Genomic DNA, 26,932 nt, shown 5'->3' with positions numbered 1-26,932 from the left:
CTCGGATGATGAGGCTACCTCCCGAACCATAAATGGAGCAGGATGTGGAAAAAGCGCATACGACTGGTGAATTACTGTGAGTTATAGATTAGACCGAAAGCATCTGAAGGTGTCAGGACGGCGATATACGAATAACATCATTGACCTGAAGTTGGCCCCAGGCAGGATTGGCTGACCGTAACAGAATGGTAGCGGTTTTAATAACCCACTCCTGATTGGTTTCATCAAAATAAATACGCTGGATTCGTTCGGGTTGAGTGGTGTTCAGGTTCAGCGTTTTCGTTCCTGCCCGATCGCTCTGAATCGAACCCTGCACAAGCCGAATGATCCGATCGGCCAGAACATCAACATCGGTTTCGTGATGGCTAACCAATAACGTTGTTGTGCCCCAACTCTGATGAAGGTTTAGCAATAACTGCCGAAGTTGCTGACTGGCCTCTGGGTCAAGAGCGGCAAAAGGTTCATCCAGCAATAATACCGTTGGCCGTCGAACCAGAGCACGAGCCAGGGCAACCCGTTGTTGCTGACCACCCGATAATGCCACCGGTTTTTGGTTAATAAAGCGCTCGAGCCCCGTTTCCTGAATTAATGAATCAACTAGGTTGCGTTGATCGGGAGGGGCCGCAAACTGGATATTTTCGCGTACGGTCATGTTCGGAAACAGGGCTGTGTCCTGAAAAACGTAGCCAATCGACCGTTTTTGCGGAGGTTGATTGATCCCCTGAGCGATATCGAGCCACACGGCTCCCTGCACAGCGATACGACCAAGTCGAGGTTTTTCCAGTCCGGCCAAAACCCGAAGCAAGGTTGTTTTACCTGATCCCGAAGGACCGACTAAAGCTGTCAGGCTACCCGTGGCCAGTTCTAGCTGGACTTGAAGTTCAGTAACTCCTTCGGCAAACAGGCGCGGCATGGTAATATCCAGTTGAATCATACCGTCACCCGTTTGTTGATGCCATATACCAGTAATAAAATCAGAAAAGACAAGCCTAATAACAGAGCGGCATAGGCGTGTGCAGACTCGAAATGAAGAAGCTCTACTTCATCGTAAATAGCAATGGAAGCTACGCGCGTTTGCCCTGGCAGGTTTCCCCCGATCATCAAAACCAGCCCAAATTCGCCGATTGTGTGCGCAAATGATAAAACAATACCGGTCAACAGAGCCGGTCTGCAATTGGGTAATAGTACACGCCAGAGGGTTCTGACTGGCGACTGACCTAAGGTGTAGGCTGCTTCGCGCCAGGATGTCGGCAGATTTTCCAGTCCAGCCTGAATAGGATGGACCATAAAAGGCAGACTATATAGCAATGATGCTAACACCAGCCCTTCAAACGAAAAGACCAGCTGAAGATTAACCACACGCAGGAGCCATGCTCCCAGCCAGCCCGTTGGACTAAAAGCCAGGAGTAGGTAAAAACCGACGACCGAAGGAGGAAGTACTAAGGGTAAACTAATCAGCGTTTCGACTACAGGTTTGAGCCGAAACCGGCTCAGGGCAAGCCATCCTGCCAGGGGAACACCAATAAGCAGTAAAATGAATGTTGTAATACTGGCCAGGCGTAAGGTAAGCCAGATGGGTTCCCAATCGATGGGCATACGAATACAGTTTTTGGTTTACAGGATTGGATCCTCTGAAGTCTGACATACCCTATGCCATAGTGGCTCATCGGGAAGTACAAACCGTAAACTAATTTTAAGGCAGGCGATAGCCAAAACGCTGCAAAATACGCCGGGCGGCCGGGCTACGCAAAAATTCGACAAATTGCTGAGCCGCTTTTGCCTGCGTTGTTCGTTTGATCACCACAACGCCCTGGGCAATGGGTGAATAACCTTTGGCTGGCAATTCGATCCAGTGTCCCCGCTGCTTCAGCGTAGAATCCAGGACAACCGATTTGGCGGTAAACCCGATTTCTGCCGAGCCAGTCAATACATACTGGTTGACCTGGGCAATGCTTTCGCCGTATACAATCTTTGCCTTTACCTGATCCAGCAATCTGGCGTATTTTAGTAATCCTTCAGCGGCTTCACCATAAGGTGCTTTGGCCGGATTTGCCAGCGCAATGTGCCGAACTGCCGGATTGGTCAGTACTTTCAGGTCGGTGGAAAGCGGTAGATTGCCCATTGTCCAGAGTACGAGTGTTCCGTAGGCATACACGATGGGAGCATCCTGAGTCAGTCCTTCCTTATGCAGCGTTTCGGGATACGACATATCGGCGGATAAAAACACGTCGTACGGAGCACCCTGCTGAATCTGGGTCGTCAGTTTACCCGACGAACTGACGATTGACTCCACAGGAATACCCGTCTTTTTCTGAAAAGCAGTTCGTAGTTGCTCCATCACAAACTGCGCATTGGCGGCTACAGCTACCCGGAGCGGTTGTGCAACTAGGCAGACAGGCCAAAGGAACAGAATAAGCAGGAGTTTTTTCATGAGCAATCAATTGGTGGAATGATGAGATTTAACTGCAGTGGGCTTCAGTTTATACGGATCTGAAAACTGGGGGTTAGTAACGAATGACGAGTCTGTCAGGAGATGTAGAAATGCCAGTAGATCTGACTTCTCTTTCGAGGTGAAATGAAACCCTGTTGTTTTATCAGAATCTGCCATCAGTTCGCGGCTAAGGCTTGGACTGGATTGGATATGATCGCTGTAGTGATCGATAACGGCCTCTAATGTAGCCAGGCGACCATCGTGCATGTACGGTGCCGTAAGGGCGATATTCCGCAGTGTTGGTACCCGAAACCGCCCCTGATCCAGCGCAAGCCCGGTTATAGCCTGTCGGCCCGCATCCGGCGCTACCTGATCCAGACCATTGTTGTGAAATAATTCCTGATATAGTTTGGGACCGCCGTGACAGTGGGCGCAGTTGCCACCCCGGATGCTCCGTTTGGAAACCGGCGCCGAAGAAAATAAGCGGAGGCCATTCTGTTCCGCTTCAGTCAGCGTATAATGCCCTTGCTGGTATTGATCATAGCGTGAATTGGCCGAAATCAGCGTACGCTCGAATTGGGCTATGGCTTTACTGATCCGGGCATCGGTTATCGTGTCTGAACCAAACACACGCCGAAAAAGGGCAGGGTAGAAGGTAGTCTGTTGTAACGCTTTAGCCGCTTCTTCGGGAGCCATTCCCATTTCGTCGGTATGGGCGAGGGGAATTCTTGCCTGATCCTCCAGACTGGCCGCCCGCCCATCCCAGAAAAACTGACGTACCCACAACAAGTTGGCTAATGACATTGAATTGCGGCTTGTTGGTTTGCCGCTAACACCTATACTGAGTGCTCTTCCGTCGGTAAATGCGCGGTTCTGCTGATGGCAGCTTCCGCAGGAAATGGTGTTTGTTTTCGATAGGCGAGGCTCATAAAACAGGAGCCTCCCGAGGTAAACGCCTTCCTGCGTCAATGGATTATTGGCCGGAATAGTGAACCGTCCGCCAAATGAAGCCGGATACTGTAGAACATAGGGACCGGTTGGCATAGGCTCGTCGGGCCGTTTCCAGGCCGATACCAATGCGATCATGAGCGCAATTGCCAGACAGAATTTCACAATGCGCATATAATCAATTATTTAGCAAATCGAATCTCAATGGATTTGACTTCCCGAATCCAGCGAGCTGGTTTTTTTTCGCCGGGAACGACCACCCTATAAGGGCCTACGCCCTGTGGCAAGGGACTACCATCGACGCTGTCGGCTAATAGAATGGTACGTGTGGCATACTCAGGATCAATTTCGGGAAGGGCAAACAGAACCTCATAGCCGTCTATGGCTTTTACAACCGCATACTTGACCAGATTTTCTCCGCGTAGTTCCCCGCCCAGTGTGGCTCCTGCCAGTTTGAGCAGATCAACCAGAGGAATGCCAGAATACTGATGCTCTTTTCCGTCTCTATCTTTACCCGTTACGCTGGTATGAGGCATTGCTTTGAGGTCGGCTACCTGCAAGGTGAGCGGTTTGGTCACTTCACCCGAAATGGTGAGTACTGTCTGGGCATTGGCGCGGGTAACCAGTAAAAAAAAGAACAAACAGAGTACCGCCGAAGCATAGCGGATACAATTGGGCAGAACGGTATTCTGATTCAGGAAAAAGTTATGCATGATGCAGTGACTGAAAAATGCCAGTTGACGTTATGGTTGAACAAATATAACGACCTCGGTTGACATTTGACGTGTGTGCTACTCAGTCCATCTGGTTATGGGGATATACGGGCTGACGTGTAACTTGTGCTCAGCCAATTTAAACCTATAAGGTTTCAAAAACCTTATAGGTTTGTTATGACTAGTACGTATAAAACAGAAATTGGAATAGTACTGGTAGTACTTGATTTGATTAGCCACCTGGATTGGCTAACGTGGTCTTGTTGTAGAAAAAGAAAGGATGCTTTTTTGCAAGTTGTAAACATGTAGTAATTTGTGCCACCGGCAATTGCCGGTGGGAATCCTTCAGGTCCCAATAACGCTTGCCAACCTTCCTTATTAACTGATTTATTTACCTAAAATAGCGGAATTGATATGACAGCTTTAATGAATGCCATCAATAAAAACAATCGTTTGCTTGTTGAGCAACTTATTCAAAATGGTGCTGATGTTGATGAGCTGGATGCCAATCAGGATGCTCCGTTGGTCATTGCCGCTTATAAGGGATATAACGAAATCGTCAAATTACTCTTAGAAGCTGGCGCTGATGTACGTGCCGTTGATCCGGGAATGAAGGCTACCGCTTTACATGCCGCGGCCTATGCTGGTCGAACCGAAGCGGCTAAACTCCTGATCGAATACAATATTGATATCAATAAACAAGGGCCTTACAATGGTTATACCGCCTTACACGATGCGATTTGGCAGGATAATGTTGATATTGTCAAATTACTGTTAGCCGCTAATTCGGATTTAAGCCTGCTTTCGAACGACGGTAAATCTCCGCTGGATTTTGCCAAATCCAGAAATCGCAAGGAAATTGTAGCCTTGATCCAAAGCAAATTAGGGAAATAGCGGCAGCATGAGTTCATAGCATGAACTCAATTTACGCTCGATTCCAGCCTCAGAAATTGTGTCTATTTCAGGATGCGCCCTTTATAAATAGATCCGGTAAAACTTCTGCCAGGGATGCTGTAATAGAGCATACCTACATCGTCTGGGTTCTCGATGTGCTGAGCTGTCGTGTGCTGATTTGCATTTCTGTCAGGGAACAGTAAACGGATAAACCGGGCCCAGTAGTCGCGTAAGAAGTGAAAAGCCTGTTTCATTGTATTTGCAATTGCTGGAGTCAGGGATAAACTTCCAGGAAAATACAGATCAATTAGTTGATTGTCAACTACTAATAAGAGAAGCTTACTTAAGCTTGTGCAATGTCGGCCAAATCGTATTTACTCATGGGAAATGGTATGGCCTGATTAAAATCTGTCCCTGATAAACTAAAGTACTGGTAACGAACCAGAATCTTCTCATTAAATAGGAAGCGTAATAGTTAACCGCTGTGTTCGAATTATAGAGCCGCCTATTGATGTTCATCAGGATATCAAACTACGAATCTCGAACCCATTATATGAAATACAGAACCTTAGGCAACACGGATAGCCAATTGTCAGCTATTGGACTCGGGTGTATGGGCATGAGTCATGCCTATGGGCAACCCGATGATGTCGAGTCCATTGCTACCCTGCACAAAGCCCTCGAACTGGGTATTAACTTTTGGGATACTGCCGATATTTACGGAAGCGGCAAAAATGAAGAACTGATCGCACAGGTTCTGAAGCCCAACCGGGACAAGATTTTTATCGCCACCAAATTTGGGTTTGTCTCTGAAGGAAACGGAAAGTTTTCCACCTTCAATGGCTCACCGGCCTATCTCAAACAAGCCGTTGAAGCCAGTTTGAAACGTTTACAGACCGATGTTATTGACCTGTATTATGCCCACCGTGTCGATCCGAATGTTCCGATCGAAGAAATGGTCGGTGCAATGGCTGATCTGGTCAAAGAAGGCAAAGTCAAATACCTTGGCCTTTCTGAAGCTTCCCCAAACTCCATCCGGCGCGCGCATGCGGTTCACCCCATTTCTGCCTTGCAAAGCGAATACTCACTGTTGACGCGGGAGGTAGAAACGGAAATTTTGCCCCTCTGCCGAGAGCTTGGGATCTCATTTGTACCGTTTAGTCCGCTGGCCAGAGGGTTGGTGACCAACACGCTGGATGTGACAGAATTAAAGGATGGCGACTTCAGAAAAACGTTGCCTCGCTATCAGGCCGACCATGCCGATAACAATACCCAACTGGCACGGGAATTTGCTGATATTGCCCAAAACGTGGGTTGTACACCCGCTCAGTTGGCACTAGCCTGGGTACTGCACCAGGGCGATAACGTAATTCCAATTCCAGGCACTAAAAAGCGGAAGTATTTAGTGGAAAATGCGGGGAGTGTCGATGTGCAATTGTCCGGTCAGACGCTGCTGGAGATTGAAGACCTGCTCCGAAAATATCCGGATACGGGCGATCGCTATAACGCAGGTAATTTGAAATTCGTCGATAAAAATTGAGTATAAAAGGGCGCCTGTGATGGGTGCCCTTTATAGTTGTTACCTGGGAGCGATTATGCTGGATTGTGCCGTAGCGTCTTTCGGAAAACGGTAGGGCTCACACCTTTGTATTTTTTGAACGTACGGTTCAGGTGGCTTTCGTCCGTGAAACCCAGCTCGTTTGCAATTTCGGTAATTCGCATGTCACTGTGCGTCAGCCGGTTTTCAATTAGCTTCAGCCGATAGTGGGTAATGTATTCCTGCATCGTCTCATTGGTGTGCTTTTTAAAATAGCGCCCAAGATACGACCCCGAGATACCGAAATGGCGTCCCAGATTTTCCGCACTAATTTTCTCCGGTGTGTAAATGTGATGCTGGATATACTGTAAAATAGCCAGCGCCTTTTCTTCCGATTGCTCATTGATCGGATCAGGCAGATACATCGCCAGGTTGCGGGCCACCACAACAATCAGTGTATTGACGAGTTGATGAATCAGTTCTTTGTTGTAGAGACTGCGGTTTACATACTCGCGTACAATCGCTTCAACTATCGGTTTAACCAGCGCTTTGTCCGTTTGATTTTTCAGAATACAGGTGGCCTCGTGATTGGCATTTTGTAGAATGAATTCAAGCCGTTGAACGCCGTCGGCCTGAAGGGTGCTGTTTTTGATATAAATATCGCTGAACCGCAGAAAGAAAAACTGGGTAGTCGTTTCAATCGTAAACGAATGGGAGTCATCCGGTGTGATCAGAAACAGATTTCCTGCGTGATAAGCGAACGTATTCTTATTGATACATTGCTGGCCAGTTCCTGAGAGGATGTAAACCAACTCAAAAAACGTATGCTCATGCTCTTTCTTTGGGCACTCGTTCAGCTCTTTGATGACAATTTGGAATGGCTCGTGCAGATTTTCCTTCAACATGGTATAAATGTACAGAAATAGCGAAACTATGTGCAGAAAAATACCTTTATCGGCTGTATAATTTTGTGCCAGTCAACTAAAATTTACTCATGAAAGCAATTACTCTTACCGATTTTGGCGGTGTTGAAAACCTCGTTTTAACCGAATTAGCCACGCCAGCAGGTGCAGATAATGACGTATTGGTGCAGGTAAAAGCGATTAGCGTTAATCCTGTAGATGTGAAGACCCGGTCGGGCAAAGGCATGTCCAGTCTCTTTAAAAATGAAAATCCAATGATCCTTGGCTGGGATATTTCGGGTGTCGTTACGGAGTCGAAATCGCCTTTGTTCAAGCGGGGCGATGAAGTTTTTGGCATGGTTAATTTCCCCGGAATTGGTAAAACCTATGCTGAATATGTTGTGGCCCCAGCGAGTCATCTGTCGTTAAAACCGGCTTCTATTTCACATCAGGAAGCCGCAGCTGCCAGCCTGGCCGCACTAACTGCCTGGCAGGCAATCGTTTCGCACGCGCAGGTGCAGGCTGGCCAGCGGGTGCTGATTCATGCGGCCGCCGGTGGAGTCGGTCATTTTGCTGTGCAGATTGCCAAACAGCTTGGGGCTTATGTGATCGGTACAGCTTCGGCTGCCAATAAAGAGTTTGTTCTGTCGCTTGGCGCCGATGAACACATCGATTATAAGGCCAAATCCTTAGCCGATGCAACCCAAAACATTGATTTCGTTCTGGACACAATTGGTGGCGAAAACATCGATAGCTCGCTGGAAGTGATGCGCAAAGGAGGCACGATCATTAGCATTCCCTCTGGAAAAAACGAAGCAGTGAAGGCAAAAGCGGAGGCAAAAGGAATGATCGGTTTCCCGATACGCGTGCAGTCGAATGGCGAAGATATGCAGAAACTGGCCGACCTCCTGGCAGATGGCCGAATGAAAGCGCATGTTTCGCAAACCTTTGCATTCGACGAAATGGGAAAAGCACATCTACAAATCGAAACGGGTAAAACACAGGGTAAAGTAGCCGTTCTGGTGTAGCCATGGAAAACTACAACTGGTCTCCATCTATCACATAGATATATCTTGAAACGGAGCTTTCCCGCCCGAAGTGATTTCGTTCAGGACGTCAGCTTTCGGGATGACTCAGGAAGTGCGTTATCAGCTGTAATCAGGGGGAGTGTTACCGTAAACTGGCCGTCATCTTCGCGGATCGTCGGTATGGTCTGGTTCAGCATTTGGTATTTCGACCAGATATTGGCCAGACCAATACCATTGGAAACCACACGTACCGTTTTGCGTTGTACGTTGTTACGAACCTGAAGCTGGTCGTTCTGATCAGTAACGATGGCAATAACCAGGGGTTGTTCGGGCAGCGCGACGTTATGCTTGACAGCATTTTCGACTAGTAGCTGAAGTGTCAGGGGAGGTAACTGCCGGTTCAGGAGGTAGGGCTTTACATTGCATACTACTCGCAGGGCATTTCCGTGTCGGGTTTGCAGCAAATGACTGTAAGACCGGATAAACGCCAGTTCATCGGCCAATGGTATAAGAACCTGATCATTGGCGCGTAACAGATACCGATAAACCGAACTCAGTTCATCCAGAAAAACAACGGCTCTCTGGGAGTCATCTTCAATGAGTGCACTCAGCGAGTTCAGGCTATTGAACAAAAAATGGGGGTTTACCTGGGCCTGTAGGGCCCGAATGTGTACTTCCGTCTTTTCCTGCTCCAGACGTTGCATCGCCAGTTCTGCCTCCAGCTGATCGCGGTGGTGCTTTTCGCGTTCGTTCGTAAGTTCCTGCTCCATCCGCACATTCCGAACGGCCGCCTGTCGCTGCCGATAACTCAGCCCAAGCGAACAACAGACCAGTTCGGCAATAATACCCATCTGCATATAAGACAGCGATACATTCCAGAAGGGTCCCGACCAATCTTCACCGGGCCAGGTTAGCGACATAAACATAGCCGTCAGCCCGCCAATCAACAGAAATCCTGTGCCAACGGCATAGGCTGTAGATACTGCGTCGCGCAAGCTCAGCATTTGCCGGATTCCGTAAATGCCCAGAACGGCCATTGCGAGCCGCATGGCAATGAAACTGGCTTCGTAAAGGGAGGGATGCCAGACTGGCCATCCGTAGCAAAGCACAAACTGACTCGCCACATAGATCACAATGCCAAGCTTGACAAACTGCAACTGTCGATAGAAGCGGGGTAATCGCCGGTGTAGATCCAGTATCGCATCGGCGAAACCGAAATAGACATAGTAGGCTCCCATTGGTGCAACCGCCCGAACGAAGTAGTTGGTTTCTACCGAAAACCAGTCCCGGAATTCGTATACCCGTAAACCAAAATAGAAGAGCCAGGCCAGCATGTAGAGCGTATACAGGCCATACAGATGGTTCCGGTAGATGATCCACTGGACCACGTTCAACAACATGATCGACAGGACCATTCCCGTAAAGACGGCTCCCCAAATCTGAAAGGTCATGAGTCGAATAATGGCTTAGGAGGTGAGATGATCAACAGGAGGGTAGGCGTACTGGAAAATAAGGCGAACATGAATAGGGAATGCCCCCGGTGATATGATGTTACCAGGGGCATTATTGACGGGTATATCGGAGTTGATTACTTTTCGATCAATACATTCGTCTGACTGTTCGCTTCATAGGTATTGGCCGATGTTACATCCGTATTGGCTGATGCGCCATAGGCAACGTAAACACCGTAGCCACCACTGCCACTGATTCGGGTGTTTTTGATCGCCATGACGGCTTTTGTTCCATAGATCGCGATGTTGGCCTTTTTCCCGGATACGATTGCGGTGCTTCCTCCATTGCTGACCTCGGCGTTTTCGAGCTGGTTTTTCGCGTCCTGAGAATAGCAGATGAGCCCTTTCCAGTAAGCTGCCGTGCGGTCGGCACCCGTGAACGTAATTTTCTGGCTGGCTGTGCCTTTGGCTGACAGATAACCTTCAGTATTGATGCGGATAACAGCGTCGCGGTTCATCTCGAGCGTAACACCCGGATTTAGTTTCCAGCCTGAATTGACCGTAAAGTCACCGCTGATTCGGTACGGGGTTTTATCGTTGAAACCTGCCCAGACCACTTCACTGCTGCCTTTGATGCCCGATGGTGTTACCTCCACTACATTGCGGCCATTACCGCCCGTAAATGTTGACGCTGCGTCAAGTTTCGCCACATTGGCTGCGTCGAGGAGGATACCCGCTTCTGTATTGCTGGTGAACGCATTCTGCGCAAATTCGCGGAGGAGCCCGCCATCATACACGTAGATGCCATAGCCATCATTTTGTGAGAACAGGCAGTTTTTCAGCGCAATCTGTGCTTTGCTGCCGCCAGACAGAAACAGGGCCGATTTCGTGGTGCTGTAGATGGTGCGGCTCCCGGCATGCATAATGTCGACATAGTCCATTACGTTGGCGTTGCTGCCCGAATAAAGCGTGATGCCGACCCAGAATCCTTTCGTTTTCTGTACGCCTACAAACTTGATTCTATTATCGGCGGTGCCCTTGGCAATCAGCAAACCACTACCGTCAATGACGTTCATCCGTACATCGCGCTCAAAAGCGATCACGACGCCGGGGTTGATGGTCAGTTCATGCTGTACATCAATGTTTTTCGTGACAATGTAGTCCGGGAGATCGGGGTTCAGTACGCGATCGACGAGGTTCGTTTTAACGGTGATGTTGGCACTAATCGCCAGAGGTTCAGCGACTGATGCCGCAATGAGTACTTTGTCGGTGCTTTTGCCGTTCGTACCCGTAATGGTCAGTTCTGCTTCGTATTCACCGACTTCGTCGGGTTTGAAGGTCGGTTTGAATGATGTAGCTCCCGTGAGTGTCACTGTACTTTTGGCGGGCTTGCGCAACAAAGTCCACTGGTACGAGAGTGGTTTTCCCTGGCTGTCGTTGGAGGCCGAGCCATCGAGTGTGACTGTTTGCCCAACCTGTACGGATTGATCAGGCCCGGCGTTGGCAGTTAGGGTGCCAGCAGGGTTAACATCTGTTTCTTTTTTGCAGCCTGTCATGAAGAGCAGGCTGGCGATCAGTACTGCCAGAAGACCTTTAACTGGGTTAATAAACGTAAATGTAAAGAGGTTTGGGGAGGTAAATATGTTTGGTTTCATGAAAAGAGGACCGCTTGTGCGGGGTTTGTTGTTTAACGGGTTCAAAGGTATTGGCCTGTGTTCCGGCCCGAAACAACGGTATGCATGAAACGGTAAAAGCCGTGGTTGAAGTGACTTTAGTTGGTGACGATGTGGTAGGTCTTACACCCGATGGAACGCTGCTATAAGGTGATTACTTAGGTACTTTCCGGACAAATAACCTTGATTGCTTGGGAGAATTTTGTAGCTTTGATTACCTGGTTCTCTACCTTAAGTCATGAAGTTTTTAGCCTATTCCCGTTACGATTGGCTTTTACAGATTATTGTTCTTCCCCTGTATATCAGTATCTTAAACTGGTTGCTGATTGGGCATGCTTACTGGCAAAGCTGGCCGACGTTTGGCCTGGCTACCGGCATCGTTCTTGCCGATTCGTTCCTGAACTGGTATGTCAATAATAGCATTGCGCTAAAAATAAACCAGTTGCATCCTGACCCTCAGGAATATGTAATTCGGGCTTTCAGGCGATTTATGGCCTGTTCCATCAGTTCGATGCTGCATACGACAGTACTCTTTTTCCTGTACTGGCTAGTGGCAATGCCTGGTTTTGAGCCCACTCTTACCCGACTGGGACTGGCCTTGCTCTTCACTACGATCATTGTGGCCATTGTGGTCATTACCTACGAAAGTATGGATACGTTCGGAAACTGGCAGCAGTCGCGGAAGGAGGTCGATACGCTCAGCAAAGCCCAGCTTCAGGCTCAATTGGATACGTTGCGTCAGCAGGTGAATCCGCATTTTCTATTCAATAGCCTGAATTCACTCATATCGCTCATTGGCGAAGATCCCAGAAAAGCGGAGGCTTTTGCCGAAGAACTTAGCTCCGTCTATCGGTATCTGCTGCGCTCAAACGAAAATCCGCTGACACCCCTGGCGGAGGAACTGGCATTTATTCAGTCGTACTACCATTTGCTGAAAACCCGTCACGGGGATGCGCTGACGCTGGTAACGCAGATTCAGCCCGGTTCTGAAGCCATGCATCTTCCTCCGCTGACGCTACAGCTATTAGTCGAAAATGCGGTAAAACACAACATTATCCTGCCCGAACAACCCCTTACGATCCGGCTCACCACCAACGAACAATCGCAGTTAATTGTGAGCAACAACCTCCAACGTAAACCCAGCCGTGTGCTCTCGAACGGTGTGGGACTGACAAACATCCTGTCTAAATACCAGATACTGGGAAAGCCAAGCCCAACGATCGAAGAGGATGCAATCGAGTTTCGGGTAAAAGTGCCGTTAGTTTGATGCCAAGGACAAAGACAGTTAGGATTACAACTTATAGTTGATTCGTAAAGAGGAAGTAATCATAAATTGTCCGGGTGACTTCGGCAATGGCTCGTTCGCGCAAGGCACCGTCTTTCTTCGATGATTTGACAAATACAGAAATCGCTACATGCCCAGCGTTGTCCGGTAGGGTAATGAGACCGACATCGCTGGCCGTCAGTCCGATAGTGCCCGTTTTGTGCAGCACTTCGGTGTCGGGAGGCAATGCACCTTTCAGCCGGGCGAGACCCGTTTCACACCGTTTCATGATGTCGAGCATCAGGGCTTTGCTGTCGGATTTTAAAATGGATTGCGTATATAATTTCGACAGTAACAGCGTCATGGCCTCTGGAGTTGATGTATCCCGGATATCATTCTCAAAAGCAATGTAACTCGCTTCCCGTTTTTCGGGTGTAGAAAACCTGGCAAGCGAGTCGTAGCGGGCTGGCGACCAGGCCTGACTCATATCCATCGGAATGCCCACGCAATCGGCAATGAGCCAGGCCGTTGGGCGATTAACCTGAAGACCGTCGATGCCAAGCCGCTTCATGCAGGCATTCACGGCATCAGGCCCTCCCGCCAGCCGCAGGCAAACATCGGTTGCGCTATTGTCGCTAATGAGCAACATAAGCTCCAGCAAGCTCCTGACCGAAAGTGCTACCGGAGGACTCGGCGAATTGGGCCAGTTGAACCGGCCAGTCAGCATGCCGCTGCCGGGATGAAGATCGTTTTTAGTGATCGGAATCAACTGGTCGAGGGTAATGCTTCCACTGTCAACACGGCTTAAAAGCTGAGTCGCAATCGCAACTTTATATGAACTGGCCATCGGGAAATGGTCTTTCCCGTTTTGACTGATGGTTTTCCCGCTTTCGAGATGAACCGCACAGATGCCTACTTTCCCGCCCGAAATATCGGACAATCGTACTAACTCCTGCTCAAGTCGAACCGGAATAGCTGTCTGCGATTGGGGAACGGTTTGTTTGGCTGCTTTCGGCTTTTGGGCTATGGTTAGTTGCCCACCGAACAATAAAAGAAGGGAGAATAGTTTGGTGAAGGTGTTCATGGTGATGAGCAATGAGCTTGTAGGGTGTCGCTCGGCTGAAAAGGTTTATTTTTTCGGAACAGCGGCTGTCATGGTCAGTTCAACGCTGGCTCCAAAGACCAGTTTGGCAACGCCCACGGTTGTTCGGGCCGGGTAGCTGCCTGCTTTAAAGAACTTCTGATAGACCGCATTCATTTTCGGAAAATCGTCCATGTTGCTTAAATAAACCGTTACAGTCACGACATCGTCCAGCGTAACGCCAGCGGCATCCAGAATCGTTTTGATGTTCTTGATGGTTTGCTCCGTTTCGGCTTCAACACCTCCCGGAACCAGTTTGCCCGTTTGTGGATCAGTGCCAACCTGACCGGCTACGAAAAGTAAACCATTGCTGATGACGCCCAGACTAAACGGATAGGGCCCCGGTGGAACGCCCTTAGGTTGAACGATCTGTTTGGTTTGGGCAAATAGAGCGATCGTTGTGCCGACAATGAGTAGGGTAGTAAAAATGAATTTCATGGATTTGGCTGGTTAACTGGTTACACTATTGAGTTAAAAATTTTCGTAAAGCCGAGTTGTACTCATCGCTTGCATTCAGGTAAGGAAAGTGCCCTTTGTGATGAAACGTATGAACCTGTGCCGTCGAGTAGTATTGTTTCAGTTGGGCGCGCAGATCGGGGGAAACAAGCGGATCATTATCGGATTCCATGATCAGCAATGGAACCCTTGTCTGTTTCCCATCAACGGGCTGAAATTTATCGATAACGCAGTAGTACCGGGCAAGAAACTGCGCTTTCGACATGCGACCGTATGTATTTTCAAGCAATTGAGCCTTCGCTAAGGGATTGTTTTCGGAGGCAGGCAACACCTGATCGAAAAAGTTCTGGCGCAGGCTATTCATGACTACCCATTCGGGTGCCCAGGTGGCCACGGCTATTTTTGATTTATTCTTTTCTTCGAGAATATCGTTCTTCGGGAATGTATTGCCAAGTACCGCTTTTTCAACCCGTTTGGGATACATAGCCAATAAATATTGGGTCAGATAACCGCCCAGTGAGCTACCGACGACAACAGTAGAATCAATTTTTTCTTTATCAAGAATGGCGATGATTCCTTTGCCCAAATCGGACAGGTTATCAACGGGCGGGTAGGTAACGCTAATTACCCGATAATCGCGACTGAACTCGTTCATTTGCTGCCACCAAAAGTCATAACCGCCCGTCATGCCGTGCAGGAAAAGAATCGTTTTAGGGCCGCTACCCAACACCAGATAAGGCCAGTCATAACCCCTGGCGTTAATCGAACGGGTTGGTATGTCTCTGAATTTTGCCAGCCCATTGATAAGCCTTTTATCTGGTCCGTCATATAAGTCAGGAGCATCCTGTTTAGGCGTGGGAATGAGATAAACAGCCAGAACGAGTAGGAGAGGGATTAACCAGAGTAATCGTTTGTTCATGACTGCTTTCTGCGAGAAGTTTGGCGTAAGAAAATAGGTAAAGCCTGTAATAATAAGCACTTTAGCTGAATCATCATGCGTTTCCTGCCTTCTTGCAATTTTTGTCTTGAAAAGTTCTACCCGGAGTCATTACACAGCCTTGGTCAGCGCATCCAGATCGTTGTTTCCGGAGAAAAGGTCTGACCTAGTTCAGGCAATCAAAATGCAGTAAATCGATAAATATCTGATGTTTGGTAAAACATAAACGAGCCCAATTGTTAACTCTCTACGAACCAGAACTATCGTCATGAAGCTAATCTTACTTGTTACAACCATTCTCCTTTCGGCCGGAATTTGCTATGCTCAGCTTCCTAAAGATGCGAAAACGGCCTCAGACAGTGTCATGATTACCATTTTCCTGAAGCATCAGCAGGATAAAAACCTGAAGACGATTCAGGAAATCCAGGAAAAGAACAAGTTTCTGGAAATGTTTCCGCCGAAGGAAGCGCGCGTTGTGTCGTGGTATGTGATGATGGGAATTGGACAGGTCGTCACGGTCAAAATTCCGGCAAGAGACCTCCGGGCGCTGAATCTAACAATTGAAAACGGAGCCTGGGGAGCCTATACGACAGAGTTTTATCCAACCTATGATTTTGTTCCGGTCTGGCAGAATGCGCTTAAGAGTAAGAAATAGTGACTTCAAAAATAGGTCTGACTTACAGTATTTTAGGCAGCAAACGTCCTGTTGAGCGCATATACGTTTCGTACTGTTCACCAAACTCACTAATCATCACCTGTTCCTCATGGTTAATTCTACCCAGATACATGATCCAGAACCAGATAAGTAAGGACGCTCCAATGAACCAATTGGCAGAAAGTAACAGGGTTCCGATACCAGATAACAGGAAAGATAGATACATCGGATGGCAGACATAAGTATAGATACCTCTGACCACCAAAACATGATTCTCCTGAATGTTTAGTTGTCCGGTCCAGTTTGCCCCCAAAGCCTGGTGAGAAAGCAGCAGGACAACGGCCGCCAGCAATGAAATGCCAAAACCAGTCCATCTTAACCAAAATGGTAAGGTAAAACTGGCGAAATCGAGCCAATTCGTTAAGCCATAAAAAATAGGGAGAACGAATAAGCCGACGCCTATTCGATACATAAGTAACTCTCGTCTCTGGTTAACTGATTTTACAGTCTTTGCATGCGGATTTTTCCGTAAAATGTACTGTCTGATTAGTTGGCTGGGTATATAACACGCCAATAATAAAATGCGGAAAACCAGATCATGATTCATCGCTCAACTCATTTTGCTAATTCCTGTATTGTTATGCTCTTTTAATGAATAGAACCTAACCTCACAAAATCAAACATCTAGAGTGGATTCCTGTCGGAAGAGCATCCCCGCCCAACCAGCAAGGATGAGCGCCATTACGACCTGAACCCAGGCAAGTGTGGTTTCGACCCTGTTAAGAATGGCGATTAAATGAATGACGATCAGGGCTAGATTCGATAAAAGGCTAAACAAGAGCATTACTTTACGCCCTAAGGATGGGCCCGCATTTCGGATATACCAGCACGCAACGCCGGTTACCATCAGTAGAGATCCCCAACCCTGGGCCAGAAGTTTTGCCCCTTCATTAATCCAGGAAGGATTTGTCAGGTATTGTTCACCCATAAAATTGGGTGCAAAAGTAAGCCCTGATCCAAACAGCAAACAGAGGATGGCAACGACCGTAAACAGGTTTTTGGCATTCATTATATAGAAGAGTTTAGGATGTACAATTCGTCAAGTCACTACCTGTCTTGTTGAACCAGAACCCCTATTTAGCCCGATTCTTCGCTAGATAATGATTGCCTGTTGCTGTTTTTATTTTCCCCGAATGTATAAAAAGAATGTAATTTGTTTAAAGTATAACGTATTGATAAACAGAGAGAAATGGTTAAGTCATTCTTTCTGATAAGTGGTATTTAACTAGTTTCTCGCTTGTGACAAGCTTAGTGAAATGAGCTGCCTTTTGCAAACAAGATTATTTAAAGGTGTAAGTGGTCAGCATATGTAGGAGTAAACTGGGATCACGTCTCCGAGTTGCTGCTAATTGCTTTACAGCCAGCGGCTAATGAATTGACCAAAAGTGTCCTTGTACTGATCGCTGACGGGAATCAGGACAGACCCGATCTGCACCGAATTGCGCGTAACGGCACTGATCCGATCCAGGGCTACAATATAGGATCGATGCACCCGCATAAAGTACCTGGCAGGTAATTTTTCTTCGAGTGCTTTGAGGCTCGTTAAGGACAACAGCGGCTTGTCGGGGTCGCTCTGGCGGTATACTTTCACGTAATCCTTCAAGCCTTCAATATACAGAATGTCGTTGTAAGCGATGCGAACAAGCTGATATTCAACTTTTAAAAACAGAAAATCGTCGGTCACTTCAGCCGGAGAAATTGCTGGCGCAGGCATAATTACAGGCGTAACCTCAACACGTTGCACCAACTCGAAATATTGGCGGGCTTTCGTGGCTGCCCGTAAAAACTCTTCGTAATTGAAAGGCTTCAGCAGATAATCCAGCGCATCTACCCGAAATCCATCGATGGCAAACTGATCGAAAGCGGTTGTAAAGACAATTCGTGTCGTGAGCGCACCCCGATTGCTGCGTTCCAGAACGCGGGCCAGCTCAAGCCCGGTCAGGTCAGGCATCTGAATGTCGAGGAAAATAACATCAACCGGACCTGACAATAAACCCTGCAACGCTTCAACAGCACTGCTATAGCGACCAACTAATTGCAAAAATGGCGTTTTTTCGATAAAGGCACAGACCAGCCCCAGGGCGAGAGGTTCATCATCTACCGCAATGCAGGTAAGCGTGATCATGATAAATTGAGGGTTAGATGAACATGGTACTCGCCGGCAGGGGTATGCTCATTGATAGCCAGTACGTATTGATCCGGATAAAGCAGATCGAGCCGCCGACGGGTGTTGGTTAGCCCGATGCCATTTCCCGCTTCGAGAGAGGGTGTTTTTTCGGCAAACAGGGTGTTCCTAACATCCAGTAAGAGCTTGTTCTGCTGCTGTTGGAGGGTAATCGTGATCCAGCTTGGTTGGAGTGCACTGACGCCGTGTTTAAACGCATTTTCGACAAAAGGCAACAGGAGCATAGGCGCAATCGGCTGATCGTGAAGCGGGTTTGGTGAATTGAGGGTAACAGTAACTTTATCGGTTAGACGAAGCTGCATGAGCTGAATGTAGTCGCCGACAAACGACAGTTCTTTACTCAGCAGCGTAGTGCCCGCCTGGGTGTCGTACAAGACGTAGCGCATCATCCGTGAGAGCCGGTGCAACGCTTCGCGGGCGGTCTCTACGTCGAGTAAGGTTAAGGCGTAGATATTGTTGAGGGTATTGAAAAAAAAGTGCGGGTTAATCTGAGCCTTCAGAAACGAGAGTTCAGACGTTGTTTTTGCCTGCTCCAGCGCCAGCCGCAGATTGGTGTCGGTTTGCCACTTTTGCAACAAAGCCATGCTGGTGCTAATGCCTAAAACCAGCAGAATTGTAAATACCGCTGGTTGAATCCAGCCATAGAATTTAGGCTGACCCTTTCCGTCCGGGTGAAAAGCTCTGTGTAGCAGAATGGGTAGATTAAACCAGGTTTCAATACACCACAAGATGAAAAGGGTGGAAATAACGATGCCTGCCAGTACCAGCAGATAACGTCCGGTTTGACCGGATAGCAAAAAACGGGGTACTAGAAGTTGGGAGTTCAGGTAAAAGGTGCCCACCATCAGGCCGAAAAAAATACCTTGCCTGACCCAGAATAAATCAGGTAGATGGATTTCGGAATTGAACGACTGTGAGAAAAAAAGCAGGTAGCCCAGTAATCCCCAGCCCAGCACATGGCTTAGTAATGAAACGTATCGGCGTGAAAATCGGGTAGCAGCCATAAGTTAAGATCAGAAGCTACAAGTTTACATCAAAACGCTAACTCCTGGACAAGCAATCGCTTGCTACCCCAAATTTGCCGATAGTTAGGCCATTTAGATCGATAGATTGGCACAAATCGGATTTAGTCCCTGTCAATTTCGTTCCATCGGCTAAAATAGGGTATCTGTCGGCGTTTATATCCCGGCGGTCTATTCGATTTTTATGCTCGCGGGAATAGGTGTTGTTTTGGGCTCTCAACCAGAAATGCCCCGACAATGACGAAACAATTCCTGCTTTTTATACTCACACTTGGACTTTGCCTGACAGAGATTCAAACCACATACGCTCAGTTTGGTCCGCCGGGCGGTGGCCCCGGCGGCCCCGGTGGTTTCGGCGGACAGGATAACCGACGCAAGAAAGAATTCACGGGTGTAGCCGAAGACGCCCCCAAAGGAAATGGCAAAATAGCGGGTATTCTGGTCGATTCGACTTCGGGCAAACCCGTTGAATTTGCTACGGTTGCCCTCATCAATGTAAAAACCAATAAGCCCATCGATGGCACAACCTCTGATGCCAAAGGCCACTTCGCACTCACCAAACTAGCTCCGGGCGATTACCGGCTTCAATACTCGTTCATTGGCTACAAAAATCTGGATTCCAAGCCATTTACGGTTGCAAAAGGTACTGATCTTAACCTGGGTTCCGTAAAAATTCAGGCCGACGTTCGCACGCTCGGCGAAGTGACCGTAACGGGTCAGGCGGCTCTGATTGAAGAAAAAGTGGATCGGCTTGTCTTCAACGCCGATAAAGATATAACAGCCAAAGGGGGCGATGCGTCGGATGTGCTGAAGCGCGTGCCGATGCTGTCGGTTGATCTGGATGGTAATGTTAGCCTGCGGGGAAGCCAGAACATCCGGGTTCTGATCAACAACAAACCTTCAACGATCGTGGCGGCCAATGTAGCGGATGCACTTAAGCAACTGCCCGCCGATATGATTAAATCCGTGGAAGTAATCACCAGCCCATCGGCCAAGTACGACGCTGAGGGAGCCGCCGGAATTATCAACATCGTTACGAAAAAGAATACACTGCATGGCCTTACGCTGAACGTAGACGCTGGTGCAGGGCTTCGGGCCTCCAACCTGGGTTTGAATGGATCGTATCGTCAGGGAAAACTGGGGCTTACCCTTGGCGGTTTTGGCCGGGCCATGTATAACCGGGCCTCCTCGACCCTCGATCAGACCACACTTTCCGGCACACAAGCCCTGCGAACAAGCCAGCAGGCTTCCGCTTTCGATAAACCACTTTTCGGCCAGTATACGCTGGGTATCGACTACGACCTGGCTAAAGATCAGTCGTTATCGGCCAATATCCGGTATGGTACCCGCAATTTCGTTCAGCAGCAAACTCAGCTGACTAGTACGTTCGCCGGTGAAACACTGCTGGGTATGACTAACCGCGATGTAGACCGGAAGGATCTGTCTAATTCGGTGGATATGAATCTGGATTATGTTCGTACGTTCAAGCCTCAGCAGGAATGGAGCATTTCTACGCAGTATAGCCGCACCGGATTAACCAATAACTTTTATGCCGATATATTGGGCCAAACGGGTGAATTGACGGCGCGTCAGCGAAATCTGAACAACAATACCAATCAGGAAATCACCTTCCAGACTGACTATCAGACGCCAATCCGGAAAAACCAGTTGCTGGAATTCGGAGGTAAGGCCATTATGCGCCAGGTAGACAGCCATTATCAATATCAGATAGGCGGCAGTACCGGCGAACTGGTTTTTGATCCGACAAATCCATCGGGAGCACTTAAATATAACCAGAACATCGGTGCGGGCTATATTTCGTATACCTACGTTACGCCGAGTAAATACACGTTTAAAGTCGGTACCCGCTATGAGCATACGGGTATAACAGCTACGGCGAACGAAAATACGCCCCTCAATATCCCCAATTACAGTAATCTGGTGCCAAGTGTTAACGTGTCGAAGAGTTTGAAGGGCGGAAGCACGCTCAAGGCGGCCTATAACCGTCGAATTCAACGGCCGGGCCTGCAACAACTGAACCCCAATGTGAATGCGGCTAACCCACAGATGATTATGGTGGGAAATCCCAATCTAAGCCCCGAGCTGACAGACAATGTCGAACTGAGTTTAAGCTCGACTATCAAGAAAACATACCTGAATGCTGCGGTATTTGGCCGGTTAACCAACAATGCCATTTCGCAGATTCGGATACCAGCCGATACGCTGACCACCGGATTTCCGGCAGGGAGCATCATCACCACGTATCAGAACATCGGTGTGCAACGTACGGTAGGTGCCAATGTCTTCTTCAATACCAATCTCACCTCAAAATGGAGCCTGAATGGCGGTCTGGATGGTTACTACATGTATTTGCAGGGGCTGACACCCGGCGCTGATGGTAAATCGGTGACGATCAGCAACACGGGCGTAAGCATCGGGGGGCGGTTGATGAGCCAGTTGCAACTCGATAAGGGCTGGAGCGCGCAGGTGTTTAGCTTCTTTCGTGGACCAATGCCACAGTTACAGGGCACGATGGGTAGTTTCTATATGTACTCGCTGGGTGTTCGAAAAGACCTAGCTAATAAGCGGGGCAGTATCGGGCTGGCGGCAGAGAATTTTATCGGAAATGGCGTAACAATGCGTACCAACCTGAACTCTCCACTGCTTTCTCAGGTAAACGTTACCCACCTCTACAACCAGAACATAAAGATTACGTTCAATTACCGAATTGGCAAAATGACCTTCGAAGAGCCCCGGCGGAAATCCCGCTCTGTGAGCAACGACGACGTGAAAGGCGAAGGTGATGGAGGTGGTCAGCAACCAGCAGCACCGGCTGGCAATCGCCCCAAATAAGCTAATCAGCCTACATAGTATTCTCTAGTTCAATTCATAGATGATTTTGCTCAGTTCAGCACCGTGCCACGGTTACACTGCCTGTGATCAGAAACCGTGGCACGGTGCTGAACTGAGCAAAAATCTGATTAATGCCGATTCACTTTTACCATAAAACCTGTACACAAATGAAATCACTCGCAGTAACCATTATCAGCCTGTTTACTTTATCCGCAGCCAATGCCCAAACCTGGTCGGTCGATAAAGCCCACTCTCGGGCAGGGTTTACGGTGACCCACAATTTATTAGCGGAAGTAGACGGTAATTTTAAAACGTTTGATGCCAAAATTACCGCTGCCAAGCCCGATTTATCCGATGCCGTTTTTGAGTTTACGGCCGATGTGAACAGCATCAGCACCGACAACGAGCGCCGGGATAATCACCTGAAAAGCCCCGATTTTTTCGATGCTGCCAAATTTCCGACTCTGACCTTCAAGAGCACATCATTCAAGAAAGTAGAGGGTAAGAAATATAAAATAACCGGTGACCTGACCATGCATGGTGTAACGAAACCCATTACGCTGGATGCAACCATGACTGGCCCCGTTATGATGAAAGGCATGGGTGGCAAAGAGCAGGAAAAAGCCGGTTTTAAAATTAACAGCACACTGAAACGTTCCGATTTTAGCGTGGGCACAATCCCGGTTGTGGTTGTCAGCGATGAGGTAGAAATTAAGGTTAACGGCGAATTCGCCAAACAGGATAGCGCAGTAGCCGAAAAGTAATAACACCTTACTAATTCTGGTGTCGCCCTGGTTTGCGTTGCGTCAAGCCAGGGTTTTTGCTTTAGCCTAAGAAAAGCCTTTGAACTCAATTAAGATGCGTAGAAACGTGAGCTAATCTGCTTATATTCACGCAGTAAACCCATTATCAACGTAGTTATAAGAAACTAACCTTTACAAACATGAAAAAAATATATTCCGTACTGGCAGTAGGCTTAGTTGGGCTGCTATTACTAGCTACCACTACCCGCTCCACCCGTAATCAGTATGGGTTCGTAATCGGAACACCCGGCATTAAATCAATCAATGCACTGACATTCGGCCCCGACGGGGTTCTGTTTATTGGTGATGGGAAAAGCGCTACGGTTTTTGCCATCGATACCAAAGATGCCGCCCTGGTCGAAAAGCCTAATCCGATCGATATTAAAAATATTGATCAGAAGATTGCCGCCCTTTTAGGGACCGAAGTGAAAAACATTACGATTCAGGACATTGCTGTCAATCCAAAGTCGAAGAACGTCTATTGTGCCGTACAACACAGTGATGGTACGCCCGTTTTGCTCCGGATTGAGGGCGATAAAATCTCCGCCGTTTCGCTGGACGCCATTCCGTTTTCAACACTGGCACTAACGAACGTTCCTGCCGAAGATGCTAAAGATAAGCGGGGTGAATCATTACGGGTTGCCGCCATTTCCGACATGGGATATGCCGACGGGAAAGTGATGGTCAGCGGGTTGTCGAATCAGGAGTTCGGATCTACGTTTCGTAGCATTCCGTTTCCGTTTACAAACGCCCAGGACCAGGCATCACTCGAAATCTACCATGCTGCCCACGGCAAATATGAAACGATGGCACCGATCAAGACATTCACAACGACCGAAATAAAGGGCAAAAAATACCTGTTGGCCAGCTACACCTGTACGCCATTGGTGTTGTTTCCGCTCGACGAATTAAAGGCCGGAAGCCATGTAAAAGGTAGAACCGTTGCTGAAATGGGCAGCGGCAACCAGCCCCTGGATATTATCACCCTGAAAAAAGGCAATGAATCCTTCCTGATCATGGCCAACTCTAGTCGGCCGGTATTTAAGGTACGATACAAGAATATCGAAGCCTACCAGGGCTCATTGACGACGCCCGTAGTTGAAAATTTTGCTACCGCCGGGGTGGATTTTGTATCGCTTCCCTTGACCAATGTGATCCAGCTCGACAAACTGGATGATACACGAATGATCTTACTACAGCGTCGATCAAACGGTAATCTTGATCTTTGGACTTCCAATGATTGGTTATTATAGGCATAGATGGCACTACATGATCAGGTTACACGCGTTGTGTGGCCTGATTTTTTTTGCATTCTGTCTGCTGTCGGGTTGTCAACAGTCGGGAGATACCGGAATTGCGATCCGTTGGGATGGCAAACGGGCTACCGGACTGGTTATTCCTCAACAACTTGTTGAATCTGTTTCGGTGGATTCGCTGTCACAATTGCTATCGGTGCGGCTGGCCAATAAAGAGACGGCCATTTTGGGTAAGTACAAACGGGTTGGCGACGATATTGTTTTTCAGCCGCTTATACCATTTACCCGTGGCCTGAGCTATACCGTTTGGCTACGCAATAAACGGCTGAGCAATCTCACTATCCCTTCTCTGGCGACGGGTGACAATCCTGCTTTACTGGCTATTTATCCTTCTCAGGATTCACTGCCGGATAACTTGCTGAAAATCTACCTGCATTTTTCCCGACCTATGCAGGAAGGACAATCGCAGAAGTATGTTGCCATCCTGAAAAATAACACCGATACCTTGCCCGGCGTATTTCTTAATCTCCAGCCTGAACTCTGGAACGCCGACCGAACCGTTCTTACACTTTGGCTGGACCCCGGCCGAATCAAACGTGATTTGCAGCCTAACAAACGATTAGGTGCCCCTTTGCAAGCGTCCGTTCACTATCAACTGGTTGTTTCTTCGGATTGGCCCGATCAGCAGGGAGCGGTTTTGGGGAAAACAGCAACAAAATCATTTTTAACTGTTCAACGGGATAGCCTTTCTCCCAATCCGGCCCAGTGGACCATCAATCAGCCCCAATTGGGAAGTGTGCAACCGCTGGAAGTCACGTTCGGAGAGGCTCTCGATTATAGTCTCCTGATCGAAACCCTACATGTCTCTGGCGAAAATGGGAAACCAATTTCAGGTACGTGGCAACCCGACGATGAAGAAAAACGAGCCCAATTTAAGCCCGCAGAACCGTGGAGGGCTGGCCAGTACCGATTACGAATAGAGGGACGACTGGAAGATCTGGCGGGCAATAATCTGAACCGCCCTTTCGATCGCGACGTGACTCGTATGGACCTCCCGGTAAAATCCCGTTCGTTCGTTGAGCGTGTATTTAGTGTACGATAAGCAGTACCCGACTGCATTTTTCGTTTGACCAACGCGCATAAATAGATGCAATCAGAAACGCTACAGGAACGTAGCTACGGGCTTTCCTAAATCAAACTCATTTTATTCCGCCCTCATCCGTAATTTTGCGGGATGAAACCATCACTTGTTAAAGGAACGCGTGACTTTGGGCCGGAGCAGATGAGCAAACGGCTGTTTATATTCGATACCATTCGACAGACCTTCAAACGTTTTGGCTTTTTGCCGCTCGAAACGCCATCCATGGAAAACCTGTCGGTGCTGACCGGCAAGTACGGCGACGAAGGCGATCAGCTTCTCTTCAAGATACTCAACTCCGGCGATTTTGCCGCTAATCTGACCGAAGCTGACTTACAGGATGGTTCGAAAAAATTGACGCCAAAAATTGCCGAAAAAGGGCTTCGCTATGATCTGACGGTTCCTTTTGCCCGATATGTGGTCATGAACCGCACTAATTTGGCATTACCGTTTAAACGCTATCAGATGCAAGCCGTCTGGCGGGCCGATCGGCCGCAGAAAGGACGTTATCGGGAGTTTTATCAGTGCGACGCCGATGTGGTGGGTACGGATTCGTTGCTTTGTGAGGCCGAAATTGTATTGATGATCCATGAGGTTTTCCGGAACCTGGGTGTTGCCGATTTTACATTAAAGATCAACAATCGCAAAATTCTGGCTGGTATTGCTGAGGTAATTGGAGCACCGGGCAAAGAAGGATTGTTAAGTGTAGCGATCGATAAATTAGATAAGATCGGAAAAGAAAAAGTCCTTGATGAATTGCGCGAGCGTGGTTTTTCGGAGGAATCGATTGTAAAGCTCGATCCGATGTTTGAGTTGGGTGGCCAGGAAGTATTGCTGGTGATAAACCAACTGAAAACATGGCTTTCGACGTCGGAAACGGCTAGTCAGGGAACAAGAGAACTGGAGCAGACCCTTCAATTGGTGGATCAGTATGGGCTGACTGATTCTCGGGTTGAAATTGATCCGACATTGGCGCGCGGTCTATCTTATTATACCGGTGCTATTTTTGAAGTTAAGGCCAACGGCGTTTCCATTGGGAGTGTTAGCGGGGGCGGCCGCTACGACAACCTGACGGGTGCATTCGGCATGCCGGGTCTGTCGGGTGTGGGTATTTCGTTTGGCGTTGACCGGATCTACGACGTCATGGATGAGCTTAACCTGTTCCCGGCTTCGGCAGGGCAGGGGACGCAAGTGCTTATTGTGCCATTCGATGAAGCCGCCCGTTCGGTTGCCTTGCCTTTATTGAACAAGCTTCGTCGTGCCGATATCGCTGCGGAAGCCTATCCTGATCTGGCAAAAGTTAAGAAAATGCTCGATTATGCCAATGCCAAGGCGATTCCTTATGTCATACTGATTGGTTCGGAAGAAGTGCAGACCGGCCTATTGTCGATCAAGAACATGGTAACCGGCGAGCAGCAGAAGATAAGCGCGGATGCCGTGGTAGAGCATGTGAGCAAATAAGGTAGTAGAGTATCACTAAGTTTTGATAGCATCATGTCTTCCGGATGAAGGTGTGCCACGGTTTTGAACCGTGGCACACCTTCATCCGGAAGACATGCCTATTATACACGTTTAGGCAAAATAT

26 protein-coding genes are annotated in these 26,932 nt (G+C 48.3%); 10 read left to right on the top strand and 16 right to left on the bottom strand.

Features of this window, described 5'->3' with window-relative positions; genetic code table 11:
* Positions 1-112: 112 nt before the first annotated feature.
* From GJR95_RS18085 to GJR95_RS18065, 5 genes are all read right to left on the bottom strand, one after another.
* Complete coding sequence (locus GJR95_RS18085; protein ID WP_162387196.1) at positions 113-934, bottom strand: ATP-binding cassette domain-containing protein; 822 nt, start codon at positions 932-934, stop codon at positions 113-115.
* A complete protein-coding gene (gene modB / locus GJR95_RS18080; RefSeq protein WP_162387195.1) occupies positions 931-1,596 on the bottom strand; it encodes a molybdate ABC transporter permease subunit in 666 nt (221 codons plus the stop codon). Before modB ends, GJR95_RS18085 begins: the two co-directional genes overlap by 4 nt.
* A 97-nt stretch (positions 1,597-1,693) precedes the next feature.
* Entirely contained in the window at positions 1,694-2,431 is a 738-nt protein-coding gene (gene modA / locus GJR95_RS18075; protein WP_162387194.1) for a molybdate ABC transporter substrate-binding protein, read from the bottom strand.
* Between the two features lie 6 nt (positions 2,432-2,437).
* Positions 2,438-3,553: a cytochrome-c peroxidase gene (locus GJR95_RS18070; RefSeq protein ID WP_162387193.1), complete on the bottom strand. Its 1,116-nt coding sequence runs from the start codon at positions 3,551-3,553 to the stop codon at positions 2,438-2,440.
* 8 nt (positions 3,554-3,561) lie between these two features.
* Positions 3,562-4,092, bottom strand: coding sequence for a molybdopterin-dependent oxidoreductase (locus GJR95_RS18065; protein WP_162387192.1), 531 nt, complete (start codon positions 4,090-4,092; stop codon positions 3,562-3,564).
* Positions 4,093-4,506: 414 nt separating this feature from the next.
* Between GJR95_RS18065 and GJR95_RS18060 the strand changes: the two genes are divergently transcribed.
* Complete coding sequence (locus GJR95_RS18060; RefSeq protein WP_162387191.1) at positions 4,507-4,986, top strand: ankyrin repeat domain-containing protein; 480 nt, start codon at positions 4,507-4,509, stop codon at positions 4,984-4,986.
* A 62-nt stretch (positions 4,987-5,048) separates the two neighbouring features.
* Here GJR95_RS18060 and GJR95_RS18055 read toward each other — a convergent pair whose 3' ends face one another.
* Positions 5,049-5,240, bottom strand: coding sequence for a hypothetical protein (locus GJR95_RS18055; protein ID WP_162387190.1), 192 nt, complete (start codon positions 5,238-5,240; stop codon positions 5,049-5,051).
* Between the two features lie 299 nt (positions 5,241-5,539).
* On the opposite strand from GJR95_RS18055, the gene GJR95_RS18050 reads away from it, so the two are divergent.
* Complete coding sequence (locus GJR95_RS18050) at positions 5,540-6,526, top strand: aldo/keto reductase (RefSeq protein WP_162387189.1); 987 nt, start codon at positions 5,540-5,542, stop codon at positions 6,524-6,526.
* Between the two features lie 53 nt (positions 6,527-6,579).
* On the opposite strand, the gene GJR95_RS18045 is transcribed toward GJR95_RS18050, so the two are convergent.
* A complete protein-coding gene (locus GJR95_RS18045; RefSeq protein ID WP_162387188.1) occupies positions 6,580-7,428 on the bottom strand; it encodes an AraC family transcriptional regulator in 849 nt (282 codons plus the stop codon).
* Between the two features lie 89 nt (positions 7,429-7,517).
* Here GJR95_RS18045 and GJR95_RS18040 point away from each other — a divergent pair, with 89 nt between their 5' ends.
* On the top strand, positions 7,518-8,453 hold the full coding sequence (locus GJR95_RS18040; RefSeq protein WP_162387187.1) for an NADP-dependent oxidoreductase: 936 nt from the start codon (positions 7,518-7,520) through the stop codon (positions 8,451-8,453).
* An 80-nt stretch (positions 8,454-8,533) separates the two neighbouring features.
* Here the strand turns inward: GJR95_RS18040 and GJR95_RS42170 are convergent, their stop codons facing one another.
* Together GJR95_RS42170 and GJR95_RS18030 are read right to left on the bottom strand one after the other, a co-directional pair.
* The gene (locus GJR95_RS42170) at positions 8,534-9,904 is read right to left on the bottom strand and encodes a sensor histidine kinase (RefSeq protein WP_232541234.1); all 1,371 of its coding nucleotides are present in this window, start codon (positions 9,902-9,904) and stop codon (positions 8,534-8,536) included.
* 137 nt (positions 9,905-10,041) lie between these two features.
* Positions 10,042-11,559, bottom strand: a complete 1,518-nt coding sequence (locus GJR95_RS18030; RefSeq protein ID WP_162387186.1) for a right-handed parallel beta-helix repeat-containing protein — start codon at positions 11,557-11,559, stop codon at positions 10,042-10,044.
* A 256-nt stretch (positions 11,560-11,815) separates the two neighbouring features.
* Here GJR95_RS18030 and GJR95_RS18025 point away from each other — a divergent pair, with 256 nt between their 5' ends.
* A complete protein-coding gene (locus GJR95_RS18025; RefSeq protein ID WP_162387185.1) occupies positions 11,816-12,844 on the top strand; it encodes a sensor histidine kinase in 1,029 nt (342 codons plus the stop codon).
* Between the two features lie 31 nt (positions 12,845-12,875).
* Here GJR95_RS18025 and bla read toward each other — a convergent pair whose 3' ends face one another.
* The 3 genes from bla to GJR95_RS18010 are packed head-to-tail and all read right to left on the bottom strand — an operon-like array spanning position 12,876 to position 15,357.
* Complete coding sequence (gene bla / locus GJR95_RS18020; protein ID WP_162387184.1) at positions 12,876-13,925, bottom strand: class A beta-lactamase; 1,050 nt, start codon at positions 13,923-13,925, stop codon at positions 12,876-12,878.
* A 45-nt stretch (positions 13,926-13,970) separates the two neighbouring features.
* Positions 13,971-14,420, bottom strand: coding sequence for a RidA family protein (locus tag GJR95_RS18015; protein WP_162387183.1), 450 nt, complete (start codon positions 14,418-14,420; stop codon positions 13,971-13,973).
* 25 nt (positions 14,421-14,445) lie between these two features.
* Positions 14,446-15,357: an alpha/beta fold hydrolase gene (locus GJR95_RS18010; RefSeq protein ID WP_162387182.1), complete on the bottom strand. Its 912-nt coding sequence runs from the start codon at positions 15,355-15,357 to the stop codon at positions 14,446-14,448.
* Between the two features lie 286 nt (positions 15,358-15,643).
* Between GJR95_RS18010 and GJR95_RS18005 the strand changes: the two genes are divergently transcribed.
* Positions 15,644-16,030 carry a hypothetical protein gene (locus GJR95_RS18005; protein WP_162387181.1) on the top strand — a complete coding sequence of 129 codons (387 nt, stop codon included), beginning with the start codon at positions 15,644-15,646 and terminating at the stop codon, positions 16,028-16,030.
* A 22-nt stretch (positions 16,031-16,052) separates the two neighbouring features.
* On the opposite strand, the gene GJR95_RS18000 is transcribed toward GJR95_RS18005, so the two are convergent.
* The 4 genes from GJR95_RS18000 to GJR95_RS17985 all read right to left on the bottom strand — a co-directional run bounded on the left by GJR95_RS18000 (position 16,053) and on the right by GJR95_RS17985 (position 19,279).
* A complete protein-coding gene (locus tag GJR95_RS18000) occupies positions 16,053-16,637 on the bottom strand; it encodes a protein-S-isoprenylcysteine O-methyltransferase (protein ID WP_262889796.1) in 585 nt (194 codons plus the stop codon).
* A gap of 69 nt (positions 16,638-16,706) precedes the next feature.
* Complete coding sequence (locus GJR95_RS17995) at positions 16,707-17,099, bottom strand: hypothetical protein (protein WP_162387179.1); 393 nt, start codon at positions 17,097-17,099, stop codon at positions 16,707-16,709.
* A gap of 345 nt (positions 17,100-17,444) precedes the next feature.
* Complete coding sequence (locus GJR95_RS17990) at positions 17,445-18,212, bottom strand: LytR/AlgR family response regulator transcription factor (RefSeq protein ID WP_162391754.1); 768 nt, start codon at positions 18,210-18,212, stop codon at positions 17,445-17,447.
* On the bottom strand, positions 18,212-19,279 hold the full coding sequence (locus GJR95_RS17985) for a sensor histidine kinase (RefSeq protein ID WP_162387178.1): 1,068 nt from the start codon (positions 19,277-19,279) through the stop codon (positions 18,212-18,214). The genes GJR95_RS17990 and GJR95_RS17985 overlap by 1 nt, the downstream gene beginning before the upstream one ends.
* Before the next feature lie 255 nt (positions 19,280-19,534).
* Here GJR95_RS17985 and GJR95_RS17980 point away from each other — a divergent pair, with 255 nt between their 5' ends.
* The 5 genes from GJR95_RS17980 (at position 19,535) to hisS (ending at position 26,808) form a co-directional block, all read left to right on the top strand.
* On the top strand, positions 19,535-22,150 hold the full coding sequence (locus tag GJR95_RS17980; RefSeq protein ID WP_162387177.1) for a TonB-dependent receptor domain-containing protein: 2,616 nt from the start codon (positions 19,535-19,537) through the stop codon (positions 22,148-22,150).
* A 167-nt stretch (positions 22,151-22,317) separates the two neighbouring features.
* Positions 22,318-22,914, top strand: a complete 597-nt coding sequence (locus GJR95_RS17975) for a YceI family protein (protein ID WP_162387176.1) — start codon at positions 22,318-22,320, stop codon at positions 22,912-22,914.
* Between the two features lie 179 nt (positions 22,915-23,093).
* Positions 23,094-24,206: a hypothetical protein gene (locus GJR95_RS17970; protein ID WP_162387175.1), complete on the top strand. Its 1,113-nt coding sequence runs from the start codon at positions 23,094-23,096 to the stop codon at positions 24,204-24,206.
* Between the two features lie 16 nt (positions 24,207-24,222).
* Positions 24,223-25,311, top strand: coding sequence for an Ig-like domain-containing protein (locus GJR95_RS17965; protein ID WP_162387174.1), 1,089 nt, complete (start codon positions 24,223-24,225; stop codon positions 25,309-25,311).
* A gap of 132 nt (positions 25,312-25,443) precedes the next feature.
* Entirely contained in the window at positions 25,444-26,808 is a 1,365-nt protein-coding gene (gene hisS / locus GJR95_RS17960; protein WP_162387173.1) for a histidine--tRNA ligase, read from the top strand.
* Positions 26,809-26,932 lie beyond the last annotated feature (124 nt).

The sequence above is a fragment of the Spirosoma endbachense genome, assembly GCF_010233585.1.
In the GTDB taxonomy this organism is placed as follows: Bacteria; Bacteroidota; Bacteroidia; order Cytophagales; family Spirosomataceae; genus Spirosoma; species Spirosoma endbachense.
The sequence above is the reverse complement of the archived record's forward strand: the minus strand, read 5'-3'. Positions and strand labels throughout refer to the sequence as shown.